26 protein-coding genes are annotated in these 22,599 nt (G+C 54.7%); 13 read left to right on the top strand and 13 right to left on the bottom strand.

The window, feature by feature from the left end:
• Positions 1-1,815, bottom strand: coding sequence for a family 43 glycosylhydrolase (locus tag ACYVHB_RS11680; RefSeq protein ID WP_461051998.1), 1,815 nt, complete (start codon positions 1,813-1,815; stop codon positions 1-3).
• A 160-nt stretch (positions 1,816-1,975) separates the two neighbouring features.
• Here ACYVHB_RS11680 and ACYVHB_RS11685 point away from each other — a divergent pair, with 160 nt between their 5' ends.
• The 4 genes from ACYVHB_RS11685 (at position 1,976) to ACYVHB_RS11700 (ending at position 4,320) form a co-directional block, all read left to right on the top strand.
• A complete protein-coding gene (locus ACYVHB_RS11685) occupies positions 1,976-2,773 on the top strand; it encodes an SDR family oxidoreductase (protein ID WP_461051906.1) in 798 nt (265 codons plus the stop codon).
• A gap of 58 nt (positions 2,774-2,831) precedes the next feature.
• Positions 2,832-3,167, top strand: a complete 336-nt coding sequence (locus ACYVHB_RS11690; protein WP_461051907.1) for an antibiotic biosynthesis monooxygenase family protein — start codon at positions 2,832-2,834, stop codon at positions 3,165-3,167.
• A gap of 30 nt (positions 3,168-3,197) precedes the next feature.
• Positions 3,198-3,767 (top strand): TetR/AcrR family transcriptional regulator, encoded by a 570-nt coding sequence (locus tag ACYVHB_RS11695; protein WP_461051908.1) that lies wholly within the window; start codon positions 3,198-3,200, stop codon positions 3,765-3,767.
• Between the two features lie 139 nt (positions 3,768-3,906).
• Positions 3,907-4,320 carry a DUF6069 family protein gene (locus ACYVHB_RS11700; RefSeq protein WP_461051909.1) on the top strand — a complete coding sequence of 138 codons (414 nt, stop codon included), beginning with the start codon at positions 3,907-3,909 and terminating at the stop codon, positions 4,318-4,320.
• A 1-nt stretch (position 4,321) separates the two neighbouring features.
• Here the strand turns inward: ACYVHB_RS11700 and ACYVHB_RS11705 are convergent, their stop codons facing one another.
• From ACYVHB_RS11705 to ACYVHB_RS11715, 3 genes are all read right to left on the bottom strand, one after another.
• Positions 4,322-4,906, bottom strand: a complete 585-nt coding sequence (locus tag ACYVHB_RS11705; RefSeq protein ID WP_461051910.1) for a TetR/AcrR family transcriptional regulator — start codon at positions 4,904-4,906, stop codon at positions 4,322-4,324.
• Between the two features lie 88 nt (positions 4,907-4,994).
• Positions 4,995-5,768, bottom strand: a complete 774-nt coding sequence (locus ACYVHB_RS11710; RefSeq protein WP_461051911.1) for a glucose 1-dehydrogenase — start codon at positions 5,766-5,768, stop codon at positions 4,995-4,997.
• 231 nt (positions 5,769-5,999) lie between these two features.
• Positions 6,000-6,293, bottom strand: coding sequence for a putative quinol monooxygenase (locus tag ACYVHB_RS11715; protein WP_461051912.1), 294 nt, complete (start codon positions 6,291-6,293; stop codon positions 6,000-6,002).
• Between the two features lie 134 nt (positions 6,294-6,427).
• Here ACYVHB_RS11715 and ACYVHB_RS11720 point away from each other — a divergent pair, with 134 nt between their 5' ends.
• Complete coding sequence (locus ACYVHB_RS11720) at positions 6,428-7,396, top strand: quinone oxidoreductase family protein (RefSeq protein ID WP_461051913.1); 969 nt, start codon at positions 6,428-6,430, stop codon at positions 7,394-7,396.
• Between the two features lie 4 nt (positions 7,397-7,400).
• Here ACYVHB_RS11720 and ACYVHB_RS11725 read toward each other — a convergent pair whose 3' ends face one another.
• The 9 genes from ACYVHB_RS11725 to ACYVHB_RS11765 form a co-directional block, all read right to left on the bottom strand.
• Positions 7,401-9,176 (bottom strand): ABC transporter ATP-binding protein, encoded by a 1,776-nt coding sequence (locus tag ACYVHB_RS11725; RefSeq protein WP_461051914.1) that lies wholly within the window; start codon positions 9,174-9,176, stop codon positions 7,401-7,403.
• Between the two features lie 183 nt (positions 9,177-9,359).
• On the bottom strand, positions 9,360-10,130 hold the full coding sequence (locus tag ACYVHB_RS11730) for an SDR family oxidoreductase (protein ID WP_461051915.1): 771 nt from the start codon (positions 10,128-10,130) through the stop codon (positions 9,360-9,362).
• Positions 10,131-10,310: 180 nt separating this feature from the next.
• Positions 10,311-10,772, bottom strand: coding sequence for a Crp/Fnr family transcriptional regulator (locus ACYVHB_RS11735; RefSeq protein WP_461051916.1), 462 nt, complete (start codon positions 10,770-10,772; stop codon positions 10,311-10,313).
• 88 nt (positions 10,773-10,860) lie between these two features.
• Positions 10,861-11,730, bottom strand: coding sequence for an SDR family NAD(P)-dependent oxidoreductase (locus ACYVHB_RS11740; RefSeq protein ID WP_461051917.1), 870 nt, complete (start codon positions 11,728-11,730; stop codon positions 10,861-10,863).
• Between the two features lie 41 nt (positions 11,731-11,771).
• Complete coding sequence (locus ACYVHB_RS11745) at positions 11,772-12,311, bottom strand: TetR/AcrR family transcriptional regulator (RefSeq protein ID WP_461051918.1); 540 nt, start codon at positions 12,309-12,311, stop codon at positions 11,772-11,774.
• A 73-nt stretch (positions 12,312-12,384) separates the two neighbouring features.
• The gene (locus ACYVHB_RS11750; RefSeq protein WP_461051919.1) at positions 12,385-13,305 is read right to left on the bottom strand and encodes a carbon-nitrogen hydrolase family protein; all 921 of its coding nucleotides are present in this window, start codon (positions 13,303-13,305) and stop codon (positions 12,385-12,387) included.
• Between the two features lie 107 nt (positions 13,306-13,412).
• Positions 13,413-14,357: a cation diffusion facilitator family transporter gene (locus ACYVHB_RS11755; protein ID WP_461051920.1), complete on the bottom strand. Its 945-nt coding sequence runs from the start codon at positions 14,355-14,357 to the stop codon at positions 13,413-13,415.
• Positions 14,358-14,359: 2 nt separating this feature from the next.
• Positions 14,360-16,588, bottom strand: a complete 2,229-nt coding sequence (locus ACYVHB_RS11760) for a TonB-dependent receptor (protein ID WP_461051921.1) — start codon at positions 16,586-16,588, stop codon at positions 14,360-14,362.
• Between the two features lie 71 nt (positions 16,589-16,659).
• A complete protein-coding gene (locus ACYVHB_RS11765; protein WP_461051922.1) occupies positions 16,660-16,974 on the bottom strand; it encodes a DUF6660 family protein in 315 nt (104 codons plus the stop codon).
• A gap of 73 nt (positions 16,975-17,047) precedes the next feature.
• Here ACYVHB_RS11765 and ACYVHB_RS11770 point away from each other — a divergent pair, with 73 nt between their 5' ends.
• From ACYVHB_RS11770 to ACYVHB_RS11805, 8 genes are all read left to right on the top strand, one after another.
• On the top strand, positions 17,048-17,962 hold the full coding sequence (locus ACYVHB_RS11770) for a helix-turn-helix domain-containing protein (RefSeq protein WP_461051923.1): 915 nt from the start codon (positions 17,048-17,050) through the stop codon (positions 17,960-17,962).
• 68 nt (positions 17,963-18,030) lie between these two features.
• Positions 18,031-18,468 (top strand): DUF6010 family protein, encoded by a 438-nt coding sequence (locus tag ACYVHB_RS11775; protein WP_461051924.1) that lies wholly within the window; start codon positions 18,031-18,033, stop codon positions 18,466-18,468.
• Positions 18,461-18,940 (top strand): hypothetical protein, encoded by a 480-nt coding sequence (locus ACYVHB_RS11780; protein WP_461051925.1) that lies wholly within the window; start codon positions 18,461-18,463, stop codon positions 18,938-18,940. The genes ACYVHB_RS11775 and ACYVHB_RS11780 overlap by 8 nt, the downstream gene beginning before the upstream one ends.
• Positions 18,941-19,044: 104 nt before the next feature.
• On the top strand, positions 19,045-19,425 hold the full coding sequence (locus tag ACYVHB_RS11785) for a hypothetical protein (protein ID WP_461051926.1): 381 nt from the start codon (positions 19,045-19,047) through the stop codon (positions 19,423-19,425).
• Positions 19,426-19,460: 35 nt separating this feature from the next.
• Positions 19,461-19,703 carry a hypothetical protein gene (locus ACYVHB_RS11790; RefSeq protein ID WP_461051927.1) on the top strand — a complete coding sequence of 81 codons (243 nt, stop codon included), beginning with the start codon at positions 19,461-19,463 and terminating at the stop codon, positions 19,701-19,703.
• Between the two features lie 53 nt (positions 19,704-19,756).
• A complete protein-coding gene (locus ACYVHB_RS11795; RefSeq protein WP_461051928.1) occupies positions 19,757-20,575 on the top strand; it encodes an MbnP family protein in 819 nt (272 codons plus the stop codon).
• A 21-nt stretch (positions 20,576-20,596) separates the two neighbouring features.
• The gene (locus tag ACYVHB_RS11800) at positions 20,597-21,685 is read left to right on the top strand and encodes a cytochrome-c peroxidase (protein ID WP_461051929.1); all 1,089 of its coding nucleotides are present in this window, start codon (positions 20,597-20,599) and stop codon (positions 21,683-21,685) included.
• An 8-nt stretch (positions 21,686-21,693) separates the two neighbouring features.
• A complete protein-coding gene (locus tag ACYVHB_RS11805; RefSeq protein ID WP_461051930.1) occupies positions 21,694-22,599 on the top strand; it encodes a hypothetical protein in 906 nt (301 codons plus the stop codon).

Genomic DNA, 22,599 nt, shown 5'->3' on the forward strand with positions numbered 1-22,599 from the left:
TCACCTTTTTCCTAAACCGGACCCATCGTTCACGACCTTACTCAGCGCCGACACGCCGTTTTCGTTGAACGCTTCAATGGCAAAATAATAAGGTACATCCACGTTCAGCGCACGTAGTTCAAACTTGTTCGGGTGGTCGTTCCAGAACTGATACGTCTGGTAAAGCTTGTCGGGCGCAATACCCCAGCGAATATTGTAGCCCGTTGCCCCGGCTACTTTTGCCCAGGTCAGGTCCGCGTTGCGCTGATCTTTCTGGCGTTTGACCGTTAGGGTAGCAGGTGTCGCGGGGACTTTGCCGAGGCCATTACCGAATACCCGAAACGCGTTGATACTTAAGTGCTTACCAGCCGTGTAAACGTGCTCGTAGCGCACATGCCGCGCCCGCACGGGCTTACCATCAGCTCGGATGGGTATCTCTACATAGGCGCAGGCATGGTCTTTCTTCGGCTGTTTGGTGAGGTCGGCTACTACATCGAATTTCTTGCCATCGGTCGAGGTCAGGATTTTGAACTGCGTATAAACCGTCGAGTCGGAGTCGAAGATGTCGAGTTTATAATCGAAATAATCGACCTGCACGGCCCGAATGTCGTGTTCCGCGCCAAGGTCGGTGGTGAGCGTTTCGCCGGGTCGGTTCTGTCCGGCCACCCAGAACGTACGTGGGTTTTCGTCGGCGACGCGGTCGGCGGTGAGCGTGTCGGTGGGAGCGGCTTTCAGGGTAGACGAGGCCAGAACAGGCTTGCTGTAGTTGAGCAGCATCCAGCCCGTGAACAGCTCATCGCGATTCGTCACTTTTTTGGTTGGCAAAAAGTGCGGATAATCGCCGAAACGGGTGTTGGCGTACATCTGATCGTCCTTGTCGAACCCGGCCGGGTGCATCACAATCCGGCGTTCCATGCCCCAGTTAACACCGATCCAGGTGGTGCCGGTGTTCCAGTAGTTGCCGTAGTTATCCTGAAACGTGTTGCCGTGGCCGCAGCCCGTTGCGAAGCCGCCCGGTTTATAAGCGACGGGATTGTAGGGCGCGTATTCGAACGGACCCAATGGACTTTTGCCGACGTAGGTGCCGTTGCCATACACGTTGTATTCGGTGCCGGGTGCGCCGTATTGCAGGTAGTATTTGCCGTTGTGTTTGGTCATCCAGGCCCCTTCCGTGAACGGTTTGAACGGGTCGGAGTGATTCGGACCGAAGCGTTCCCAGCCGTGTTTGTAAGGGTCAAGCCAGAGCATGGCTTTGTAGGCTTCCGCCGGATTCGTGCCCGCGTAGGTCAGGTTGCGGCTTTTGTCCAATTCAGCCCCGAAAATCGGGTACACGTTCGAGGATCCCCAGTACATATACCATTTGTCGGTATCGTCGTCGTGAAACAGGGCGGGGTCCCACGGGCCAATGTCTTTGGGCAGGCGGGGTAGCCAGCGGTTATAAAATTTGAGTTTGCCTTTCTCCGGCTCAGTCGAGATGAAAATGGGGCGTTGCTCAAACGTGCTCTGAAACAGGTACATCGTGTCGCGCACGGACAACGCGGCCGGGGCGCACATGTCTTCCATCGGCCATTTGTCGGGCACAACGTAATTCCAGTTGACCATGTCTTTGGAGTGCCACCAGCCGCCCTGAATTGTCACAAACAGGTAATACTCCTTTTTGTGATTGATAATAACGGGGTCGGCCCCGGAGCGGTACGATACCTTCTCGTTTAGCTGCTCAAAATTATACCGATAGCTGATGTCCATCGGGTTGCAGTAGGTTCGGGGCAACGGTTGCTGAGCCGTCGCCAGCGTGAGCCACACCGAAAAAAAGGATAATTGACAGAAAAACCGCATGGGATACACTTGTTGTTTTACCCCAAAGCGAAACAGGCAGGCGTAGCTACTATGAAAAGGCGTAGCCGGGTTGCCAACGCACCCTTTTCTAAAATTGATGGTCAAGGCCTAACAATTTGTCACGTGGCGGCTTTAGTTCGTTAGCAAGCTAACTGCAATCATGGAAACAGGACGTAAAGAACTATCCGGAAAAGTGGCGCTCATCACCGGCGCGGGTTCAGGAATTGGTAAGGCGACGGCGCTGCTGATGGCCCGCGAAGGCGCTAAAGTCATCGCCATCAGTCGCACAGACAAAGAAATCAATCAGACGATTGACGAAGTCAGGCAGGCCGGGGGTGAAGGTGTGGCTATGGCGGCTGATATTTCAAAGAACGCCGACATGCAGCGGGTGTACGCCGACGTAGAACAGCAATACGGCCGGTTAGACGTGGTGTTTGCCAACGCGGGCATCAACGGCGTGTGGGCACCGCTGGACGAACTGGAACCCGACGAGTGGCAAAAAACCATTGACATCAACCTCACCGGCACGTTTCTGACCGTTAAATACGCTTTGCCTATGCTTAAACGGCAGGGCGGGTCCATCATCATCACCTCGTCGGTCAATGGCACGCGCATCTTTAGCAATACGGGTGCCACCGCTTATTCCTGCACCAAAGCCGCGCAGGTGGCATTCACCCAGATGGCCGCGCTCGAACTGGCTAAATACAGGATTCGGGTCAATGTCGTTTGTCCGGGGGCCATTGACACCAACATCGACGAAAGTACCACCAAGCGCGACATCGAGCAGGAAAAAGAACCCGTCGAGTTTCCGGAGGGCAGCATCCCACTCACCGATGGCAAACCCGGTACGAGTCAGCAAGTAGCCGATCTGGTGCTGTTTCTGGCCTCCGACCGCGCTCGCCACATCACCGGCACACCGATCTGGATTGACGGGGCCGAATCGTTGCTAATCGGATAAGTTTTATGGTATTTTTACCGGACCGATGCCGTTTTTTAAAGCTGCATCGGTCTTTTTCATGCTTGCTGACACTCCCCAACCGCCCTACTACGCCGTTATTTTTACTTCCGTCCGTACCGATGTTGTTGAAGGCTACGGCGATACGGCTACCCGCATGGTCGAACTGGCCCACGGTCAACCCGGATTTCTGGGCGTCGAGTCAGCGCGTGAATCGTCGGAGCGCCGAACCGTTGGCATTACCGTCTCGTACTGGGAGAGTATAGAAGCGATTCGCAACTGGAAACAACACGCCGAACACCTGATTGCCCAGCAAACGGGCCGCGACCGCTGGTACGAAGCCTACAAAACGCGCATCTGCAAAGTAGAGCGCGATTACGGATTTGAGCGTGAGTGAACTTTCTTTTTGTAACACTGTTACAGAATCATGTCCCGCAAAGCCACCTACCAGGAAGATCTGAAGACCGACATTCTCCGCCACACGCTCACGCTGGCGGGCGAAGAAGGCTGGCCGGGTGTGTCGACCCGGAAGATTGCCGACCGGCTCCAGACCAGTACGACGGCTATTTACCACTATTTTGGTGGTAAAGATGCTATACTAACTGAGTTGCAACGGGAGGGTTTTCGTCACTTGTCCAATGCTCAGTTAGCTGCGCTGGCCGAGCGTGAGGGAAAGCCCAAAAAGCAATTGAAGGCTGTATCGCTGGCTATGCTGCATTTTGCGCGGGAAAACCCCGAACGGTATGCACTCATGTTTAACCTCGACGGGGCCGTTTGCCAGCACGATGCCGCTAATGAATCTGCTGAGGGAATGCTTCAGATTCAACATGTATTACAGCAACTCACCAAGGATCCCGTCGAATCGGTATTTATGCACTGGTTTGCCATGATGCAGGGCTTCGTCGCTTTAGCCCGCCATGACTGTCATCCCGAACAGGCCGGGCGCTTTGACCAGTTGGTCGAAGATGCCGTTAGCCGGTTCATAAAAGGATTATAATCCTTTTATTTTTGATTTAAATGAAACAGTGTTACATTGTAAATCAGTGATACTTTACATTAGTTACCTGCTGTATAAGCAGCCGACGCAGTGATTGAAACCAATCTTACATAATCGATTAATAAACATTCAAATGACAATGCTAACCGTACCGCCGGTCAATAACCGCAGATTGCTGACGGTAGCCCCGCTCGCGGGCTTAATTGCCGCAGCCGTTAATGCCGTCCTGTTCTACATCGGCACCGCAACGGGTGCTATCCCTGCCAGCTTAATCATTCCCAACGCTGGGCAGCCCCTGACCGTCATCCCCGTGATTGTTGCTTCGTTTGTGCCGGCAATTGCGGCCGGACTATTGCTGGCTCTGTTGAATCGCTTCACGAAACGGCCGCTTCGCATCTTCAACATTATCGCCATTATTCTGCTGGTATTGTCTTTTTCCAGCCCGTTTTCCATTCCCAATGTACCAGTTGGCATGGTTGTGATCCTGAACCTGATGCACGTAGTGGTTGCCGGGGCTGTGCTGGGCGCGTTCAACCGGTTGAGCAATCGGTAAATCAGGTTGTTAGCGTTGTCATCGTTACGGTCACTACACTTCGGAGAGCGGCTTCGTCCCGGTTACTTTTGCCAGTGGTTTTCAAACCCGTTAAGGTATTGTAAACAAACCGGGCCAAATCAGTTGCGTTGTGCGTTGAACAAATGTCGCCCTCAATCTGCCCACGCTGGAGAACTGTTTCCAACTGCGCTTCCAGCGTACGCTGATTATCCAGCACTAACTCGGCAATCTCGGGGTCGTGGGGAGCCAGTTCAACGGATGAATTAACAAAAAAACAGCCCTTCGACTGGCAGTCATTGATTGATTTGGTCACCGCAGTATCCAGGAATTCACGAATCAGGTCAGGGGCGGGCCGCGCCTGACTAAGCAGACTGCCAATGGCTGCGTGGTTGTGTTGTCGGTAATGATCCAGCGCCCGCCGGTAAAGCTGATATTTGTCTCCGAACGTATCGTATAGGCTGGCCCGGTTAATGCCAAGTACGTCGACTAATTGCTGCATGGACGTAGCTTCGTAACCCCGGTGCCAGAACAGGTTTAGGGCGCGGTCAAGTATAAGCGTTTCATCGAAGGCGCGAGGACGGGGCATAAGTCGATAATGAATAATGGGTAATGAACAATGAATAATACGGTTATTTTCCTCATTCATTGTTCGTTACCCATTATTCATTATCGACTTATGCCCGCGCAACCCCCGCTGCGCCAACCGTGCCGTAACCACCATCGACCAATAATTCTTCGCCGATTATGTAGCTCGATTCGTCGGAGGCTAAGAACAGCACGGCCTTGGCGATCTCTTCGGGTTGCCCCGGCCGACGCATGGGTAGCTCACCGGAAACGTGGGCGAAGAAACCTTCGACCTGCTCATCGTTATAACCAGCCCGACCAATGATTGGGGTGCGGGTGTAACCCGGACTGACTACGTTAACCCGGATGTTGCGTTCGGCAAGCTCATTACTCAAGTTACGGGCCAACTGGCGGACAGCCGCCTTGGAGGCCGCATAGAGCGATGCGCCCGGCATGCCTGCATGAATTACGGTTGAGGCATTAATAACAATAGCCCCACCGTCGCGCATAAGCGGTTCAGCCTTCTGGATGGTAAAAAACACCCCCTTCACGTTAATGTCGAATGTTTGGTTGTAAAGTTCCTCGGTGCTGTCCTGTAGCGAACTGCCGAGAAACACGCCTGCATTGGCAAACAAAATATCCAATCCGCCAAACTGCTGCTTGATTTGCGCGAAGAGCTGATTGAGATCGTTCATATTCGCTACGTCAGATTTAAAGGCTACCGTGCCCGCTCCAATTTCCGTTGCGGCTGCGTCAAGCGTTGTCTGGTCGCGCCCGGTGATAATGACACGCGCGCCTTCTTCGGCAAATAACTTAGCGGTGGCGTAGCCAATGCCACTGTTGCCGCCCGTAACAATGGCCACTTTCCCTTGTAAACGATTCATAGTCTCTTGTTTTAGAATGATTGTTCCAAAACAAAGATAACCTTAATAAATCGACCGAAGCAAGTAATATATCGAAAAGTATGGATGTTTATTTCGCCAGCTTCACGCAGCGGATAACTTTTGACACGGATCGGGCGTACCCATTGCCACGCCCGATAGAGCAGCACAAAAATGCCCGACAAGCATGCGCTTACCGGGCAGGGTAACAACTAACGTAAAGGGTGTTTAGCGTTACTTTGCCGCTAAAATGTCGACCATCTCGATTACGGGGTCTGAGGCAAGCAGATCGGCCGCGTTGGCCATTAGCGCGGCTGCAATTGGGCCACTGAGGTGCGCCTGTCGCCCGGCATCGCTGGGAAAGGTATCGAAGATGCCAAACGTAGATGGTCCTAACTGAATACCATACCAGGTGACCGTATCCGGTTCATTTTGGGCGAGGGGTAATCCGCTCCGTAGAAAATCGGCTACTGCCTGCTCTTTGCCCGGTTTAGCCTCCAATCGTACTAATAATCCCACAGTGGCCATAATGCATTGGGTTTTAGGTGAATAAAGACATACGGCATTCGATGAGTCTTGGTTGTTACGGCCCATTGAAACTTTCGGTTTATTTTTGAACGTCCCCCGATTGACCCATCGTTACCGGACAAAGCAATATGACTATGCGTGCCATTCAATTAACCCAAACGGGCGGGCCGGACGTGCTGACGCTCACCGAGCTGCCCACACCCTCGCCAAAAGCGGGCGAAGCGCTGATCCGGCTCACGGCCATCGGTATCAATTACATCGACACCTACCACCGCTCCGGACTGTATCCGGTGCCCCTGCCGTTTGTGCCGGGTTCGGAGAGTGCGGGCGTCGTTGAACAAGTGGGCGACGGCGTGACTGGTTTGACGGTCGGGCAGCGCGTGGCGCATACCACGGGTCCCGGGTCCTACGCCGAGTATGCCGTGGTGCCTGCTGATAAACTCGTTCCCATTCCCGATGGCCTGTCCGATCAGCAGGCTGCGGCTGCGCTGTTGCAGGGGATGACCGCCCATTATTTAGCCTACACGACCTACCCGATTCACCCCGGCGATACGGTGCTGATTCATGCCGGGGCCGGGGGCGTGGGCCTATTGCTGACCCAGATGGCCCGGCGTCGGGGTGCCCGCGTTATCACGACCGTCTCGACCGAGGAGAAAGCGGCCCTCTCGCGCCAGAACGGGGCCGACGAGGTGATTTTGTACACGCAGACTGACTTCGCTGAGGAGGTCAAAAAACTCACGGGTGGTCAGGGCGTTCACGTGGTGTATGACTCGGTGGGGCAGAGCACCTTCGAGGGGAGCTTGAACAGTTTGCGGCCGCTTGGGACAATGGTATCGTTCGGCAACGCAAGCGGAGCGGTGGGGCCGTTTGCTCCGGCGCTTTTGGCGGCCAAAGGATCACTGATGTTTACGCGCCCAACGCTGGGGCATTACACGCTGACGCGCTCGGCCCTGCTCGAACGTGCCGGAGCGGTATTCAACTGGATTGCCTCGGGCGAATTGACGTTGCTCATTCAGCCGCCCTACACACTGGCTAACGCGGCCCAGGCTCACCGCGATCTGGAAAGTCGGGGTACAACGGGCAAACTGCTGCTGGTCCCGTAATCCGCTACGCCACCGCCATTTCCTTGCGTTCGCCGATTTGCTGCCGCCACATGGCGTAGTATAATCCTTTTTGCTCCAGCAACTCGGCGTGGCGACCCTGTTCGGCTACGTGCCCCTGCTCCAGCACGAAAATCCGGTCGGCGTGGAGAATAGTGCTCAGGCGGTGCGCAATCAGGATGGTGATGTGTCGGCGCGACCCGGACAGTTCGCGCACCGTCCGCCCGATTTCTTCTTCGGTGAGCGAATCCAGCGCCGACGTTGCCTCGTCGAATACGAGCAGTGTGGGTTTGCGAAGCAGGGCGCGGGCAATGCTCAGCCGCTGTTTTTCGCCCCCGGATACTTTCACCCCGCCTTCGCCAATAACTGTATCTAAGCCCTGCGGAGCGCGGGACAGCAATGAGTCAGCAGCGGCCTGGTGCAGGGCCGTCAGGCATTCGGCGTCGGTGGCCTGTGGAGCGACGAAGCGCAGGTTCTCCCGGATGGTGCCCGCAAAAAGCTGCGTATCCTGGGTCACAAAGCCGATTTGCTCGCGTAACTCGTCCAGATCAATGTCGGAGCCAGGAATGCCGTTGTACAGGATCTGTCCGCTCAGGGGCGGATACAGGCCCACCAGCAGCTTCACGAGCGTTGTTTTGCCCGATCCGCTCGGCCCCACGAAGGCAATGGTTTCGCCGACTTCGGCCTCGAACGAAATGTTGTCGAGTGCGGGGTTTTGGGCGGTGAGATGTTTGAACCGGACATGCTCAAAGGCGAGGGTTTTTAGCTGCCGGACGGGTTGTGGACGGGCCGGTTTCACGTCGCGCGGGGTATCCAGAATCTGCTGGAAATTAGCCAGAGAAGCTTCCGTTTCGCGGTAAATGTTGATGATGTTGCCCAGTTCCTGCAACGGGCCGAAAATGGCGAATGAGTAGATGAACAGCGAGAAAAACTCACCCACCGTAATTTTGCCCTGCACCACCAGAAACAGCATCAACAGCATGATCGCGTTGCGCAGCAGATTCACGAACGTCCCCTGCACGAACGACAGCGACCGGATGTAGCGCACTTTCTTCAGTTCCAACTTCAGGATTTTCTCGGTCGTTGCGTTCAGGCGTTCGGTTTCCTGTTGGGCCAGGCCGAGACTTTTTACGAGTTCAATGTTGCGCAGGCTTTCGGTGGTTGAACCGGCTAAGGCGGTGGTTTCGGCCACGATGGTTTGCTGCACCGTCTTGATTTTCTTGCTCAGCAGCGAACTCACGAAACCCAGCAGCGGAATGGTCAGGAAATAAGCTGGGGCAATGGGCCAGTATACCGTAGCGGCATACCACATCACGAAAATGATGCCCACTACCGACGTAAACAGCACATTAACGAACGACTGAATCAATTTTTCGACGTCGGAACGCACCTTCTGAAGTTTACCCAACGTCTCGCCCGACCGCTGATCCTCGAACACTTGGTAGGGCAGGTCGAGCGAGTGGCGCAGGCCGTCGGTGTAGAGCCGCGCCCCAAGCCGCTGGGTGATGACGTTGACGTAATAATCCTGAAAATTCTTGGCAATTCGGCTCACCATTGCCACGCCCAGCGCCTGCAAGATCAACAATCCCGCGCCGTTGGACAGGAAACTCCAGAAATCCAGCGTCCGTAACGTCGTGCCGCCGGGTTTGACGACGTACTGGTCGATGATTTTGCGGAAGATGTACGGGTCGAGGAGCGAGAAAATCTGGTTGATGGCGGCCAGCAGCAGGGCGAGGGCCAGCAGACCCCAGTAACGGCGCAGGTAGCTGTAGAGAAGTTGCATGAGGTGATGGGAAGTCGGTGGAAGTTAGTACTGGAGGTTGGAAAGCGCCAACCGGTCCTACTTCGCCGGTAACGCAGGATTTTGGGCGATCATTCCGTCGATGCCCCCTTTCGTGCACCACCCCGTCAATCCACGGCTCAAGAGGCTCCCCCTCAACGACTCTTCCAAACAGCCCGAATCAGCTTAACTACCTATTTTTTCGGGCTTATTGATAACCCCAAAAAAGAACCCTGGTGCGACTTTGGACCCTATTTTCAACGCTTTTACCATTCCCACCGGAACGTCGAACCGGTCGCGGATAATGGCCTGCATGGATTCGCGGGCCACCTGCTCCGGCTTGATCCCGGCGTTTGTCTGACCGCGTTTCTGGCGGGCGCCCTGGTCCAGATCCGTGTCGACAATCGGTGGGGCAATGTCAAACACCTTCACGGACGTGCCGTTCAGTTGGTGGCGGAGCGATAGCGTGAACGATTGCAGGGCGGCTTTGGTGGCGCAGTAAACCGGCATAATGGCTTTCGGTACGTAGCCCAGCCCGGAGGTCACGTTGACGACGGCTGCGTTTGGCTGGTTGAGCAAATGCGGCAGCAGCAGAAACGTCAGGTGAATGGGAGCCGTGAGGTTAGTGTCGATCTCATTTTCCTGCGTAAACATCTCCGCCACGTTAGGCTGGTTGACCCGGAACTCCCGCTGAATACCCGCGTTGTTGACCAGTATATTTAGCGTTGGATACTCGGACTGCGCCCAGTCTGCTAACTGTTGCCTGCCGTCAGGGGTGCTGAGGTCAGCGACGCGGGTGTGTAAACGGGGAAACTTAGCGTTGGCTTCTCGCAAGGAGCTTTCGCGTCGCCCGCAGATAATGACTTCGTTGTCGTTGTTGACGAAGGCTTCGGCGAGGGCCAGACCGATACCCGTTGCCCCGCCCGTAATCAGAATGGTATTGCCTGAAATCTGCATAAATTGATGGTTGAAGTAGGCCGCAAAGTTCGGACAGACCCGTTGGTTCAGCGTTGTTCTATGTCAACGTTTTTAGAGTTTCGATTTAATGCGGCTCAGCGTGGCCGGGCTAATACCCAGATATGAAGCCGCCATTTTGTTAGAAATCCGGCTCAGAATTTTGGGTTGGTAGGCCATCACTCACCGCACTTTGTCGATGGCATCAAGTCCCTGAAAACCATAAATACGTCGCTGGGCCGTGATGAAAGCGGCCTCCAGAATCTGGCGGTAAATTCGGGCAAACGGTGGCACGGTATCGACCAACCGAAAAAAGTCGTCGCGCCCGATGACCAGTAGTTCTGACGGTTCGATGGTCTGAATAAACTCAAACGCGGGCTGCTGGTCGATCAGGCTGGGCAGAGCAGTGCCGAAGCTGCCCTCGAAGGCGAAGTAACGCGTTCCTTCTTCGCCCGCATCGTTAACGCTGAACAGCCGCAGACACCCTTTGTTGACAAAATAATAGTGTTTGCACACCTCGCCGGGCGTCAACAAAAACGCATTCCGTTTGGTGATCAGCGGCTTAAAATGACCTGCGATGTATGCCGTAGTTTGCACATCAATTTCGGTTCGGGCGCTCAGATACTGGACCAGTTGACGAGTCATTTGCCCGTTCGTTAAGTACGGCTACAGCCAAAAATAGCGAATCTTAATTTATTAGAAGCACTGTCTCAACGCTAACTTGACTGCTTGCTCAGCCCCCAAACTGCCCGCGCAGGAGTCCGTGTCGCCACGAAATGGGCAGAGCACGGGCTAATCCAAAAAAGAACCGGGCGTCGGCCCCAACGAAGTATTGCATGTTCGGGTTAGCCGCTTCAATAACGCGGGCGATGCGACGGGCCACTTTCTCCGGCTCGGACCCAAACCGAACTGCCTGGGCAATCATGGATTTCATTTTAGTTAACCCATTGCTGTAAAGCTGCCTGCCTTCGGGTGGCATGGCCGCAATAGCCGCGTCGATGCCGTCGCTGGTTTTAGGCATGAATTCCGTTTTGATGCCGCCCGGCAGTACCGCTACCGCCGAAATACGCTGGTCGCGAAGTTCGTAACGCAGGCTTTCGGTCAGACCGAGTACGGCAAATTTACTGGCGTGGTAGAACGACTCCCATGGGAAACCGAGCACACTGCCGATGCTGCCAATATTAATGAGCTTGGACCGCTCACCAGTATGTTTAGCGTATCGGCGGAGCAGGGGAATGAACGCCTGACTCATTTTGTAGAGGCCGAAAAAGTTGACTTCCATCATCTGACGGGCTTTAGCTTCGTCGGTAAATTCAAAGGCCGCGTTGTAGTTATAGCCCGCGTTGTTTACCAGCCCTGCCAATCCCTTGTTGCCACACGCCTGACCCACTACAGCGAGGGCATTCGCGATATCATCCGGTTTTGTAATATCCAGGATAATTGGTTTTAAACGCCCCGATGCCTGTTTCTGAAGTTCAAAGCCATCCTGTTCGCGCCGGACGCCCGCGAAAACGGTGTAGCCCAATTGATCGAGGTGCAGGGCAGTGGCCCGGCCAATGCCGGTCGATGCGCCGGTTAACAAGACAATCTGATTTTGATTCATAGTCATTTATGTGAGTAATCACTTACTTATTTGTGAAAAAATTAGACGTTGTATTTCGACTTAATAAAATGAATTAGCGCTGATGGGTCCGTAGAATCTCCCTGCATGAGCAAACTGCTGCCGAATCCTTCGAGCAACAGAATAAGTAATTCTGTTTCGCGCTTCGGCTCACTGTAATTCAATGTAGCAAACGCCTGCTCGACAGCCCCGATCAGGGTGCCGTAATAATCGCTTTCTGCCTTCAGCGCAGCCGCGTATTTGTTATTGTATTTCAGAATAAACTGCAATGTCCAAAACTCCCGTTCTTCGCTAATGAGCGTAAGGGGTAAGTCGATGGTGCGTGCCAGTATTTTTTTTGAGTCTGTTTCCTGCGCGATCCGGTCCATCAGAACCTGTACGCGAGCCTGTCCGTCGGCAATGAGTGCCCTGAGTAACCCATCCTTGTTTTCAAAATGACGAAAGATCAATCCTTCCGACACACCCGCTTCCTTAGCAATCTGACTCGTAGGCGTGTTCTCGTAACCCTGACTGGCAAACAGCCGGAGGGCAACGGTAAGGATGGTTTCCTGCTTTTCGGTCATAAAAGTGAGTAATCGCTCACAAAAGTATGACTTATTCACTAACAAGCAAGCTAAGCTGACAAAAAAGCGCTGCTCATTTAGTCACCACCAGCCGAAATACATCGGGCCGGGCATAGTGGCCGGTTACGTCGAAATCGAGTTTGCTGCGGATAATATCGTTCAGGTCGAGGTCGGCCAGCAGGATGGTTTCGCGGTCATACACCGGCCCGGCCAGCACCTGTCCCAGCGGCCCAACCACGCAACTGCCACCCCGGCTTACAATGGCGTCCGGCATATCCCCGAACGAGGCCGGATAATCATCGGGGTAGTCGGTGCGCCGGGCGAATTGATTGGCCGACAGCACGAAGCAGCGGCCTTCGAGCGCAATGTGCTGCATACTGAATAGCCACGTATCGCGGTGGTCGGCGGTGGGGGCGCAGTAGAGTTCGATGCCTTGTTCGTACATGGCCGTTCGGAGCAGGGGCATGTAGTTTTCCCAGCAAATAACCGCTCCAACGCGGCCAATGGGAGTATCGAACACGGGCAGCGTGGTGCCGTCGCCCTGTCCCCAAACAACGCGCTCGGCCGCCGTTGGCATCAACTTGCGGTGTTTGCCAAGGTACGCCCCATCTGGCCCGAAAAACGCCACTGAGCAATACAACGAACCACCCTCGCGTTCAATCACGCCAACTACCAGATACGTCCCGGCGTCGCGGGCCATCGTCCCAATACGGTCAGCATCGGGGCCGGGCAATTCGATGGCACTGGCCCAGTAGCGCCGATACCACTCGCGTCCTTCGGCCGTGCGCGACCCGATCACGGCCCCAAAGTCCAGCCCGCGCGGGTAGCCCGACACAAACGCTTCGGGGAAGAGCACTAATTGGGCACCCTGCCGGGCGGCATCGGTGGTCAGCGCCTGAAGTTTATCGAGCGTTTGAGCAAGGTCGAACGCGACGGGTGCGCTCTGTACGAGCGCCACGCGAACCAAGGGACGGACGGAGAGGAGGTTGGGCATTATTGGGTGTTTAGGTATATGGATTTTTAGTGTCTGGGTATGTTGATCTATACTACTACACAGTCAAATACGTACACACTAAAAAACACCTACACCCGAATTTACTTTTAGCAATTTTCCGCTCCGCAATCCGCTTCGGCCACGACTTCTGTTTCCAGCGTCGCGTGGCTGATATTTCGGTGCAGCAGGCGGTGGCGGGCGTCGTCTTTGAGCGTCGCTACCTGCGCGTTGTTGAGGCCGGGCACCAGCACGAGGTGGGCGGTGAGGGCGTTTTCGGTGGTGCTCATGGCCCAGACGTGCACGTGATGCACATCGCGGATGCCCGCCACGGCCCGCAGGTCAGTTAGTACAGAATCAAGGTTAATACCGGCCGGGACGCCGTCGAGCGACAGCCGCAGACTTTCGCTCAGCAACCGCCACGTCGACCCCAGAATGACGGACGCCACAACCAGCCCGATTACCGGATCGAGCCAGAACCAGCCGGTGTAACTAATAACGATACCGGCCACGACTACGCCCAGCGACACCAATGCGTCGGCGGCCAAGTGCAGGTAAGCGCCCCGGACGTTAAGGTCGTGTTCCTTGTTGCGAAAAAACAACAGCGCCGATACTGTGTTGACGACAATGCCCAGCCCGGCCACCCACGCCACCGGCCCGCCCGCCACGGGTTCGGGGTGCCTGAACCGTCCCACGCTTTCCCACAAAATAGCCCCGATGGTGACCAGCAAAATAACCGCATTTGTGAGCGAAGCCAGTACGGTGCTTTTGCGGTAGCCGTAGGTAAACGTCGGCGTTTGCCGGACCCGCGCCAGCCGGAACGCCAGCAGCGACAGCAGCAGGCCCGCCACGTCGCTGAGGTTATGGCCCGCGTCGGCAATGAGTGCCACCGAATTATGGTAAAAGCCCATGCCAAACTCCACAGCAACGTAAACCGTGTTCAGCACCGCCCCGATAATCAGGGCGCGGTTGACGCTGGTCAGCGTCACGGGGCCGTGCGAGTGGCCAATGCCATGATGGTGACCAGCGTGGGAATGTTCGTGTTCGTGGGTCATGGCTACAATTTCAACTTAAACCCTCCATTAATAATTCGCCCATCAGTTGGCGCGTAAATATCCGTGACAAACGTGGGTTGTCCCACGGGTCCCGTCACCAGCGATTCAAAGCGGGATTGGCGGACGTCGAGAAAATTCTCAAAGTTGATAAACAAGCTCCCCCATGCCCATTTGCGCTCAATCATATAACCCAGCAGCCAGTAGGGGCGGGTTGTGGTCCCGTTCGTGCGTTGTTGCCGACCCGTGTAAAACGCTTCAAAACCCGTTTTGAGCCGGTCGGTTTCGTACAGCGTCGTCGAGTAAAGCCGGTGTTTGGCCGTCAGCGGTAAGACGTCGTTCAGCCCGTTATAATGCCGCCGGGTATCAATGAACGAATAGCCCAGAAACGCGTGAATGTTGTGGTAAACTAACCGCACATTCGTTTCAAAGCCGCGCGTGTCGATGTGGCCATTCGCGTTGATGAAATAGTATCCAAGTGAACCATTTATCACTTCATCACCGGTCAGAATCACCGGATTGTTCAGGCGCGTGTAGAAAAACAGTTGGTTGATCGATAGGGTCGTTTCGTCGCCCAGCTCAGTCTGGTAATTAACGTCCCAGTTCAACCCGGCAGACGTTTCTGGCCTGAGTCTGGCAATTGAGCGGGTTGAGACGTTGCGAAACGATAATCGCTCGGCATCTTCGGTGAAAATCGTCGGCGCTTTGTAGCCCAAACCACCACCAAACCGGCTCGTCCAGTGTTCCGATGCCCGATACAGCAGTGAGAACCGGGGCAGCAAAAAGCCCTGGGGTTGATTAGTGTTGGCGCGGTTAGGCCGGGTGACGACGAAATCAGTCCGCAGACCCGTTTCCAGACTCAGCCGCTCAGAGAAGGTTAGCGTGTTCTGGACGAACACGCCCGCAATGGCCTGTCGGTACACAAGTGGCAGAACGAAAGCAACTTGTGGGCTTTCGTCGCGGAACGCATCCGTCCACAGGTTTGCGCCGACAATCCAATCGGCTTTGGTCCGGTGGTTGAAATAGTTAATTTCCGTGAACGTAGAAAGCTGATTTCCATCGAAGCGGTAGTCAGCGAACGGAGCCCCGGACAGCGAACGGGGTATCACAATCGACCGTTTGAACTGCGAAAAACTGTTTTTCAGTGTTAATGACGATGAGTTAGCGAATCGTTTGTCGACACGGAACTGCGTCGCAATTCGTCGGGACGTGTTTGCTTCAGAGTAGCCTTCAACCGTCTGTTCACGAATGACGGGCAGGTAGCCACCCGTACGATCTTCATCGCTGAGAATAACCCCTGCCGATAGTGTCGTCGTTTCGTTCGGATACCAGAACAGCTTGGGTTGCAGCGTCGTCCGGCTGATTTGGGGAATGTCCGAAAACTGATCGTCGTTGGGATCGTAAGCGCGTTGCCGGTTGTGCGTCGCGTAGAGAGTGATGCCAATTTTGCCGTACTTCTGGGCGTAATAGCCATTCAGGTCCAGGCCAAGCGCCGAGGTGCCATTCACCATGAACGACAGTTCACGCTTGTCGGTCGGGTTTCGGGTGACTAAATTGACCAGACCCGCAATGGCTCCACTGCCGTACAGCGTTGACTGGCAACCTTTGATAACTTCGACCTGCTGCAAGTTTAACGGTGGAATTTGCAGAATGCTCAAGCCGCTCGAAAAGCCACTGTAGAGCGGCAATCCGTCCTGCAACAGTTGGGTGTAGCGCCCGTCGAGACCCTGAATCCGGAACGTTGCGTTGGCCGACGTGACCGACGTTTGCTGCACCTGAATACCGGTGCTTTCCCGCAGAATCATGGAAATATTACCGGGCTGCATGTTGGCCTTTTCGTCTAATTCCTCGCCGTCGATCACTTCCACGCGGGTAGGCTCATCGGCAACGGTCCGGCCCGACCGGGTGGAGGAGACAATGACTTCCTCAAGTTCTTCCTCGGAGGGTTCCAGCGCGATGCGCAGCGTGTCGGTGCCGAAACCGGTAAAGGTCTGGTTGACTGTTAGAAAGCCAACGGCCGATACCCGAAGCCGCTGCGTACCGGTTGGGACGATACGAAGCCGCCCAAAACCAGCCGAGTCGGTAGCTGCGCCGTTGGTGGTGCCCGTTTGTAAGACGGCGGCACCGGGAATAGGTTGATTAGTGAGCGCATTCCGAACGGAAACACGCAGGGTGTCCTGGCCCAGCACAGGCACTGACAGACACAGGAATAGAATTATGATAACGCTTTTCATGTTGTAAAACGGATACAATGGAACAGGCCAGTCGATGGAGAATCGGCTGGTGGAAAATCCATGAAAAACGCTTAGTATTTGGGCGGTTGCCAGACCGGGCTACTCACGTCGTAGGGCTGAATCGGCTGGTACGCAAACGCCGACCGAGTGAGGAGTAGGGAAGGGGGATTGGCAGGAAGAGTACCCACCAACGGTTGAGGTATCGTGAAGCCACCGCAGGTGGCGCAGTGACAAAACGGACTGCACGGGGCCTGGTGATCCTCGTTGTCGGCGTGCGACGACTGAACAGCGGTCGCAGTCGCGTGGGCATGGCAGTCGCCGTCAGGGCAGGGGAGGCCCGTCAGCACCAGCACATACATCGCCAACAACCAGATCAGTCGGTTCATGGTGGCAAAAGTAAAGCGGGGGCACGTGCAACCGGTAGTCATAAACAAAAAATACGAATTAAGGACGCATCAGATGACAACCACCAACATAAAAACGTACAGTGGCGAATCGTTTCGGGACAACTACATTCAGCCCGAGTCTCCGGCGGGTAGTCTGTTGAAAACGGACTTCGGGAAGTTTTTTGTCATTAAACTCGAAGCCATGACCCGCCTGATGAAATTACCCGTGCCGCCCACGCGCATCACGAACCATACGATGATTTATCTTACGGAAGGCGAGGCCGTAATGACCATTGGTTCGGAGACGTATAAAATTGGCCGTGGTGACTGTCTCGTTGTTCCGGCGGGGCAGGTTTTTTCCTTCGCTACGGTCGACCTCAATCATGGCTATCTCTGCAATTTTCACAACGACTTCATCATCGGTAAATTCGGCCGGGCTGAACTGCTGAAGAACTTTGAGTTTCTGCGGGTTTGGGGTAACCCCCGAATCAGTTTAGACGACCAGACATCGACCTGCGTAGCTCAGTTATTCCATCGGCTGTTGGACTGGTATTCGGCGCATGGACTAACCCGGCCGGACATTAGTCAATCGTACTTCATTGCCCTGCTGTGCGAACTCAACGAACGCTACAAGCCGGTGTCGGCCGGTGCGCAAACCACGGCCGTCACGATCACGAACCGGTTTAAAGAATTGCTTTTTACCCACGTCAAAACCCACCATCGGGTTGCCGACTATGCATCATTGCTGACTATTACACCCAACCACCTCAACAAATCCGTCCGGGCCATTACGGGTAAGTCGCCCATCAAATGGATTGACGAAGCCATTGTGCTGGAAGCCAAGGTATTACTATATCAAACGAACGGGTCCATCAGCGACGTAGCGGCCGACGTAGGCATTGTTGACTCATCCTACTTTAGTCGGCTCTTCAAAAAATACGAAGGCGTCACGCCCTTAGCTTTTCGTAAAATGATTGAAATAGCCTAAAAGTCGCCCTATCTGTCCTATCCCGGTTTCTCGTCTGTGGCGACCTTTGCGTCATAAATAAAGACGAAATGAATACGCACGTAGTACCCGATTTCACATGGATCAACGCTTTGGCCGCGGCAGGCATCGCGCTTGTTTACATCTTCCTGTCCTCATTAATTAAAGAGCCGGAGCGCCAAAAGGTCAGCGCCATTATCGTGGCCGGAGCCGGGGCCGCTTACCTGAGCGGAGGCTTGGGCGGGTGGGAATTTGCGTTCTGTACCCTGATGACGTTCGTGGCCTATAAGGGACTCACCAACTACACGTTCCTCGGTATTGGCTGGCTGCTGCACACCGCCTGGGACGTTACGCATCACCTCTATGGCAACCCAATTGTGCCGTTTGAACCGGCGTCATCGGCGGGCTGCGCCATTTGCGATAGTATTCTGGCGGTGTGGTTTTTCGCCAAGGCTCCGAATGTAGTCAACTGGTTTCGTCGGGAGCAAACCAGCCCATTAAATGGCTAACATGTATTCAGCTTTATTATTCGCTCATTCGCTGTTTCGCTGGCTGGTTTTGGTCAGTTTGCTGTATGCCACCGTCCGGGGTTATCAGGGCTACGCGTCCGGCAGCGCGTTTACCAAACGTGACGATTCCGTCCGGCACTGGACGGCTACCATCGCGCACATTCAGTTGTTGATTGGCTTTACGCTGTACTTTCAAAGCCCCGTTGTTAAAGCATTTTTCGCCAACGTGGGTGAGTCCGTCCGGCACTTGAACACCGCGTTTTTTGGGGTCGTCCACATCGGATTTATGTTCGTGTCAATCGTTGTCATTACCATTGGCTCGGCGCTGGCCAAACGCAAATTAACCGACCGGGATAAGTTCAAAATAATGGGAATTTGGTTCTCCATTGCCCTTCTGCTTATTTTTCTGGCCATTCCGTGGCCGTTTTCACCACTGGCTAACCGGCCCTATTTCCGGGCGTACTACCCATGAAAAATTTGCTGACGTCCACTGCTGAGCAAAATCAAACCAGATGGGGTGTATAAAAAGTAGTAATCTGTAAACAGTAATCATTCTGGTCGTATTTTTGCACCGGAATGAGAAACGCACTGGTCTATATCCTCCTCGTTGCCACGCTGCTGCCGACTGTCAGCCCGTGGGGGACCATTGCGTATTACCAGGTCAACAAGGATTACATTGCCCGCGTCCTCTGCGAAAACCGCGACAAGCCCCAACTCCACTGCGACGGGCAGTGCTATTTGGCCAAAAAGCTGAAAACCCAGCAAGACAAGCAGGACAAAGAGACGACGAAACGCGTTCAGAATACGCCCATGCTTCAGCTATTCTGCCAAACGAATCAGCCGTTTCAATTTAATACGTCGGACGTTGATCTGCCGGTTGTTTCGCTCCCCGATTATCTTCTCAGCGCATACACAGCCCCCTGCTTCGGGTTGTTGCATCCGCCCCAATTTGCCTGATTATCCCCCGCTGAATCGGTGTCTCGATCCGATTCGTGAACGCGTCGGTCGGTGCCATCCGGTACCCGGCCAATGCCCGTATTTCCATTTTTCTGGCTAAATCAATTCATCGCATGACGCGCCCGCAGCTTCGTAAGTTGCTCAGCGGCACCGGTGTCGACTTGTCCGCCCTGCCCAACTGGTTCGAGCGCGACGAGATAATCTGGGGCCTGCTGGTGCTGGTTCACGGTGCCGTTCTGCTGGGCTTCGCCCGAATGTTTCAGCACCTGACCGCTTAATGTCGTCCGACTGACGGACGATTATTCTCCATTGTACAAAAGAAATCAACTCAATGACTGTCAATAAATTAACTCAAAATTCGCTGGTAACTCTGCTGGCGTTAAGCCTGTTTGTCGCCTGTACGGAAAACGTGGTTGAAACCATCAATCCGGCCGATAAAAATACCGTTACGCTGGAGTTCGATAACCGCGTCGGCAGCAAGCCAATGGTGCTGAATACGGCCATCTACAAAAACGGATCGGGGGAGGAGTTTACGGTGACGACGTTCAATTACTTTGTCAGCAACGTGGCTCTGACCAAGTCGGACGGTTCGGTGATCAAGTTTCCGAACGAGTATTTTCTGGTGCGTCAGGCCGACGCTAAAACGCTGACTGCCGACCTGCCCAACGTCCCGGCTGGTGATTATAAGAACGTGTCGTTTATAGTTGGGGTCGATAGCAGCCGGAGTGTGGCCGACGTGAGCCTACGAAAGGGTGTGCTTGACGTGGCTTCTTACGGTGACGATGGCATGTACTGGTCGTGGAATTCAGGGTACATCTTCCTCAAAATCGAAGGTACGTCGCCGGTCGTGCCCGCGCGTACCGATGGCCGCAAGCTGTTTCAGATTCACGTGGGCGGTTTTGGGGGCATGACCAGTAAAATGGCCAACAACCTGCGCTCCGTGAGTTTGCCACTGACAAGCCCGGCTACGGTTCGCGGCAACATTGCGCCGGAAGTGCATTTGTTTGTGGATGCAATGACCATTTTCGATGGTAAAACGCCCATCAAACTGGCGCAGACAAACAACATTCATAACCCGGCGTTAGCCGCGCCCGTTGCTGACAACTACGCGGGTATGTTCTCGGTCGATCATGTTCACAACAACAAGTAACAGCGAAACTGGACGGGCGCTATGAGACTACGATCACTATTGCTGCTGGTGCCGGGATTGGTGCTACTCCTGTCGTGTTCCGACCCAGTGCCAGGACCCGACGCTCCGTTGTTCAACGCGCCCGCCCGCTTTCCGAAGCCGGTGTACGCGCTGGAACGCAATCCGGTTACGCAGGCGGGGTTTGAACTGGGGCGGACGCTGTTTTACGACGGTAGTCTGTCGCGCGACGGATCGGTGTCGTGCGGGGAGTGCCACCGGCAGGATGTGGCGTTCACCCACCACGGCCACGACCTGAGCCATGGCATTGATAATCTGTCCGGCGTTCGCAACTCACTGCCCCTGCAAAATTTAGCCTGGGAGCGCAATCTGATGTGGGATGGGGGCGTGTTTGATCTTGATCTGTTTCCAATTGTGCCTATTGAAAACCCGGTCGAGATGGATGAGAAAACGGGCAACGTGCTTCAGAAGCTCCGCCGGTCGAAAACGTACCCGGCCCTGTTCAAACGGGCGTATGGCTCCGATTCGATCACGACCGACCGATTTCTGAAAGCCCTTTCTCAGTTTATGCTGACGCTGGTGTCCGACAATTCGCGGTACGACCAGTTCCGGCGTGGGGAAGAGACTCTGTTGACGGACGCGGAACGGGCGGGCCTGACCACGTTTAAGCAAAAGTGCGCCAGTTGCCACGCGGGTGAGTTGTTTACCGACGGTAGTTTTCGGAACAACGGCCTGCCCGCTATCGAGCGGTTTCAGCTTATTTTCAAAGACGTGAATGGCCAGAAAACGCAGTTTCTGGAACCGTTTGATGATTTAGGCCGGGCGGTCATCACTGAACGTGATGCCGATAAATACACGTTTCGGGTGCCTTCTTTGCGGAACGTGGAGGTGACGAAACCGTATATGCACGACGGCCGGTTTGCCACGCTGGAACAGGTGCTCGACCATTACGCCAGAAGCGTGTCAGCTACTCCAAACCTCGACCCGCTGTTAACCAAATCGGGCAGGCCAGGCATACTGCTCACCGACGAAGAAAAGCGCAACGTAGTCGCTTTCCTGAAAACGCTGACCGATCACTCGTTCCTGACCAATCCCCGATTTAGCCCCCAATAAGCCGAGCTATGAAAAATTTAATCATCTGCGTACTAATGCTTACAGCGTTGCCCTGTGTAGCCTGTGATATCTGCGGTTGCGGCAACGGAAGTTCGTTTTTCGGTATTCTGCCGCAGTCACACCGGGGTTTTGTCGGGGTGCGCTACGGTTACAAATCGTACGCGTCCCACCTGACCAGCGTCAACCTGCGCTCGGAGGAAACGTTTCAGAAGGCCGAACTTTGGGGCCGTTTCTACCCCATGCGCAAACTACAGGTGCTGGCGTTCGTACCGTATTTCGTGAATCGGCAAACGCTCCTCGAAACGGGCGACCAAAAGACGCTGAGCGGGCTGGGTGATGCGTCGGTGCTGGTCAATTACAACGTGCTGAACACGTTCATGGACAGCACGATCCATCAGATCGACCATTCGCTGCTGCTGGGCGGGGGCGTGAAACTGCCCACCGGCCGCTACCGCTACGACCCACTGAGCGATGCTGATGTGGCGAATGCGAATTTTCAGTTGGGCACCGGCAGCGTAGACGTGCTGGTGAATGCCGTTTACACGGTCCGCTACCGACAATGGGGAATCAATACCGACGCGACCTATAAAATGAACGGCGCTAACAGCAACCGATACCAGTTCGGCAATCGGACAACGGTCAATGCGTCGGTGCTGTATTTCGGGCAGTTGGGCGGGGTCACGCTGGTGCCCAACGCGGGTGTGGCCTACGAAAACGCCCGGCGCGACCGCGATCTGGGGGTGCTGAATACCCGAACCGGCGGTTATACGACGTTTGCGACGGCCGGAATCGAGGGGTATATCAGGAATGTGTCGATGGGGGTCAACTACCAGAAACCGGTAACACAAAACTTGTCGAACGGTGAACTGCGGGCCAACAGCCGGTTGAATCTGCACGTTACGTTGCTCATTTAA

The organism is Spirosoma arcticum (assembly GCF_054779955.1).

Bases quoted from the DNA above. Each gene is read 5' to 3' on its own strand.
- ACYVHB_RS11735 (WP_461051916.1), bottom strand. From the start codon at position 10,772: ATGACTCGTCAACTGGTCCAGTATCTGAGCGCCCGAACCGAAATTGAT.
- ACYVHB_RS11690 (WP_461051907.1), top strand. From the start codon at position 2,832: ATGCTTGCTGACACTCCCCAACCGCCCTACTACGCCGTTATTTTTACT.
- ACYVHB_RS11770 (WP_461051923.1), top strand. From the start codon at position 17,048: ATGACAACCACCAACATAAAAACGTACAGTGGCGAATCGTTTCGGGAC.
- ACYVHB_RS11740 (WP_461051917.1), bottom strand. From the start codon at position 11,730: ATGAATCAAAATCAGATTGTCTTGTTAACCGGCGCATCGACCGGCATT.
- ACYVHB_RS11785 (WP_461051926.1), top strand. From the start codon at position 19,045: ATGAGAAACGCACTGGTCTATATCCTCCTCGTTGCCACGCTGCTGCCG.
- ACYVHB_RS11730 (WP_461051915.1), bottom strand. From the start codon at position 10,130: ATGCAGATTTCAGGCAATACCATTCTGATTACGGGCGGGGCAACGGGT.
- ACYVHB_RS11695 (WP_461051908.1), top strand. From the start codon at position 3,198: ATGTCCCGCAAAGCCACCTACCAGGAAGATCTGAAGACCGACATTCTC.
- ACYVHB_RS11700 (WP_461051909.1), top strand. From the start codon at position 3,907: ATGCTAACCGTACCGCCGGTCAATAACCGCAGATTGCTGACGGTAGCC.
- ACYVHB_RS11710 (WP_461051911.1), bottom strand. From the start codon at position 5,768: ATGAATCGTTTACAAGGGAAAGTGGCCATTGTTACGGGCGGCAACAGT.
- ACYVHB_RS11805 (WP_461051930.1), top strand. From the start codon at position 21,694: ATGAAAAATTTAATCATCTGCGTACTAATGCTTACAGCGTTGCCCTGT.
- ACYVHB_RS11755 (WP_461051920.1), bottom strand. From the start codon at position 14,357: ATGACCCACGAACACGAACATTCCCACGCTGGTCACCATCATGGCATT.
- ACYVHB_RS11745 (WP_461051918.1), bottom strand. From the start codon at position 12,311: ATGACCGAAAAGCAGGAAACCATCCTTACCGTTGCCCTCCGGCTGTTT.
- ACYVHB_RS11800 (WP_461051929.1), top strand. From the start codon at position 20,597: ATGAGACTACGATCACTATTGCTGCTGGTGCCGGGATTGGTGCTACTC.
- ACYVHB_RS11685 (WP_461051906.1), top strand. From the start codon at position 1,976: ATGGAAACAGGACGTAAAGAACTATCCGGAAAAGTGGCGCTCATCACC.
- ACYVHB_RS11750 (WP_461051919.1), bottom strand. From the start codon at position 13,305: ATGCCCAACCTCCTCTCCGTCCGTCCCTTGGTTCGCGTGGCGCTCGTA.
- ACYVHB_RS11715 (WP_461051912.1), bottom strand. From the start codon at position 6,293: ATGGCCACTGTGGGATTATTAGTACGATTGGAGGCTAAACCGGGCAAA.
- ACYVHB_RS11680 (WP_461051998.1), bottom strand. From the start codon at position 1,815: ATGCGGTTTTTCTGTCAATTATCCTTTTTTTCGGTGTGGCTCACGCTG.
- ACYVHB_RS11725 (WP_461051914.1), bottom strand. From the start codon at position 9,176: ATGCAACTTCTCTACAGCTACCTGCGCCGTTACTGGGGTCTGCTGGCC.
- ACYVHB_RS11780 (WP_461051925.1), top strand. From the start codon at position 18,461: ATGGCTAACATGTATTCAGCTTTATTATTCGCTCATTCGCTGTTTCGC.
- ACYVHB_RS11720 (WP_461051913.1), top strand. From the start codon at position 6,428: ATGCGTGCCATTCAATTAACCCAAACGGGCGGGCCGGACGTGCTGACG.
- ACYVHB_RS11795 (WP_461051928.1), top strand. From the start codon at position 19,757: ATGACTGTCAATAAATTAACTCAAAATTCGCTGGTAACTCTGCTGGCG.
- ACYVHB_RS11775 (WP_461051924.1), top strand. From the start codon at position 18,031: ATGAATACGCACGTAGTACCCGATTTCACATGGATCAACGCTTTGGCC.
- ACYVHB_RS11705 (WP_461051910.1), bottom strand. From the start codon at position 4,906: ATGCCCCGTCCTCGCGCCTTCGATGAAACGCTTATACTTGACCGCGCC.
- ACYVHB_RS11765 (WP_461051922.1), bottom strand. From the start codon at position 16,974: ATGAACCGACTGATCTGGTTGTTGGCGATGTATGTGCTGGTGCTGACG.
- ACYVHB_RS11760 (WP_461051921.1), bottom strand. From the start codon at position 16,588: ATGAAAAGCGTTATCATAATTCTATTCCTGTGTCTGTCAGTGCCTGTG.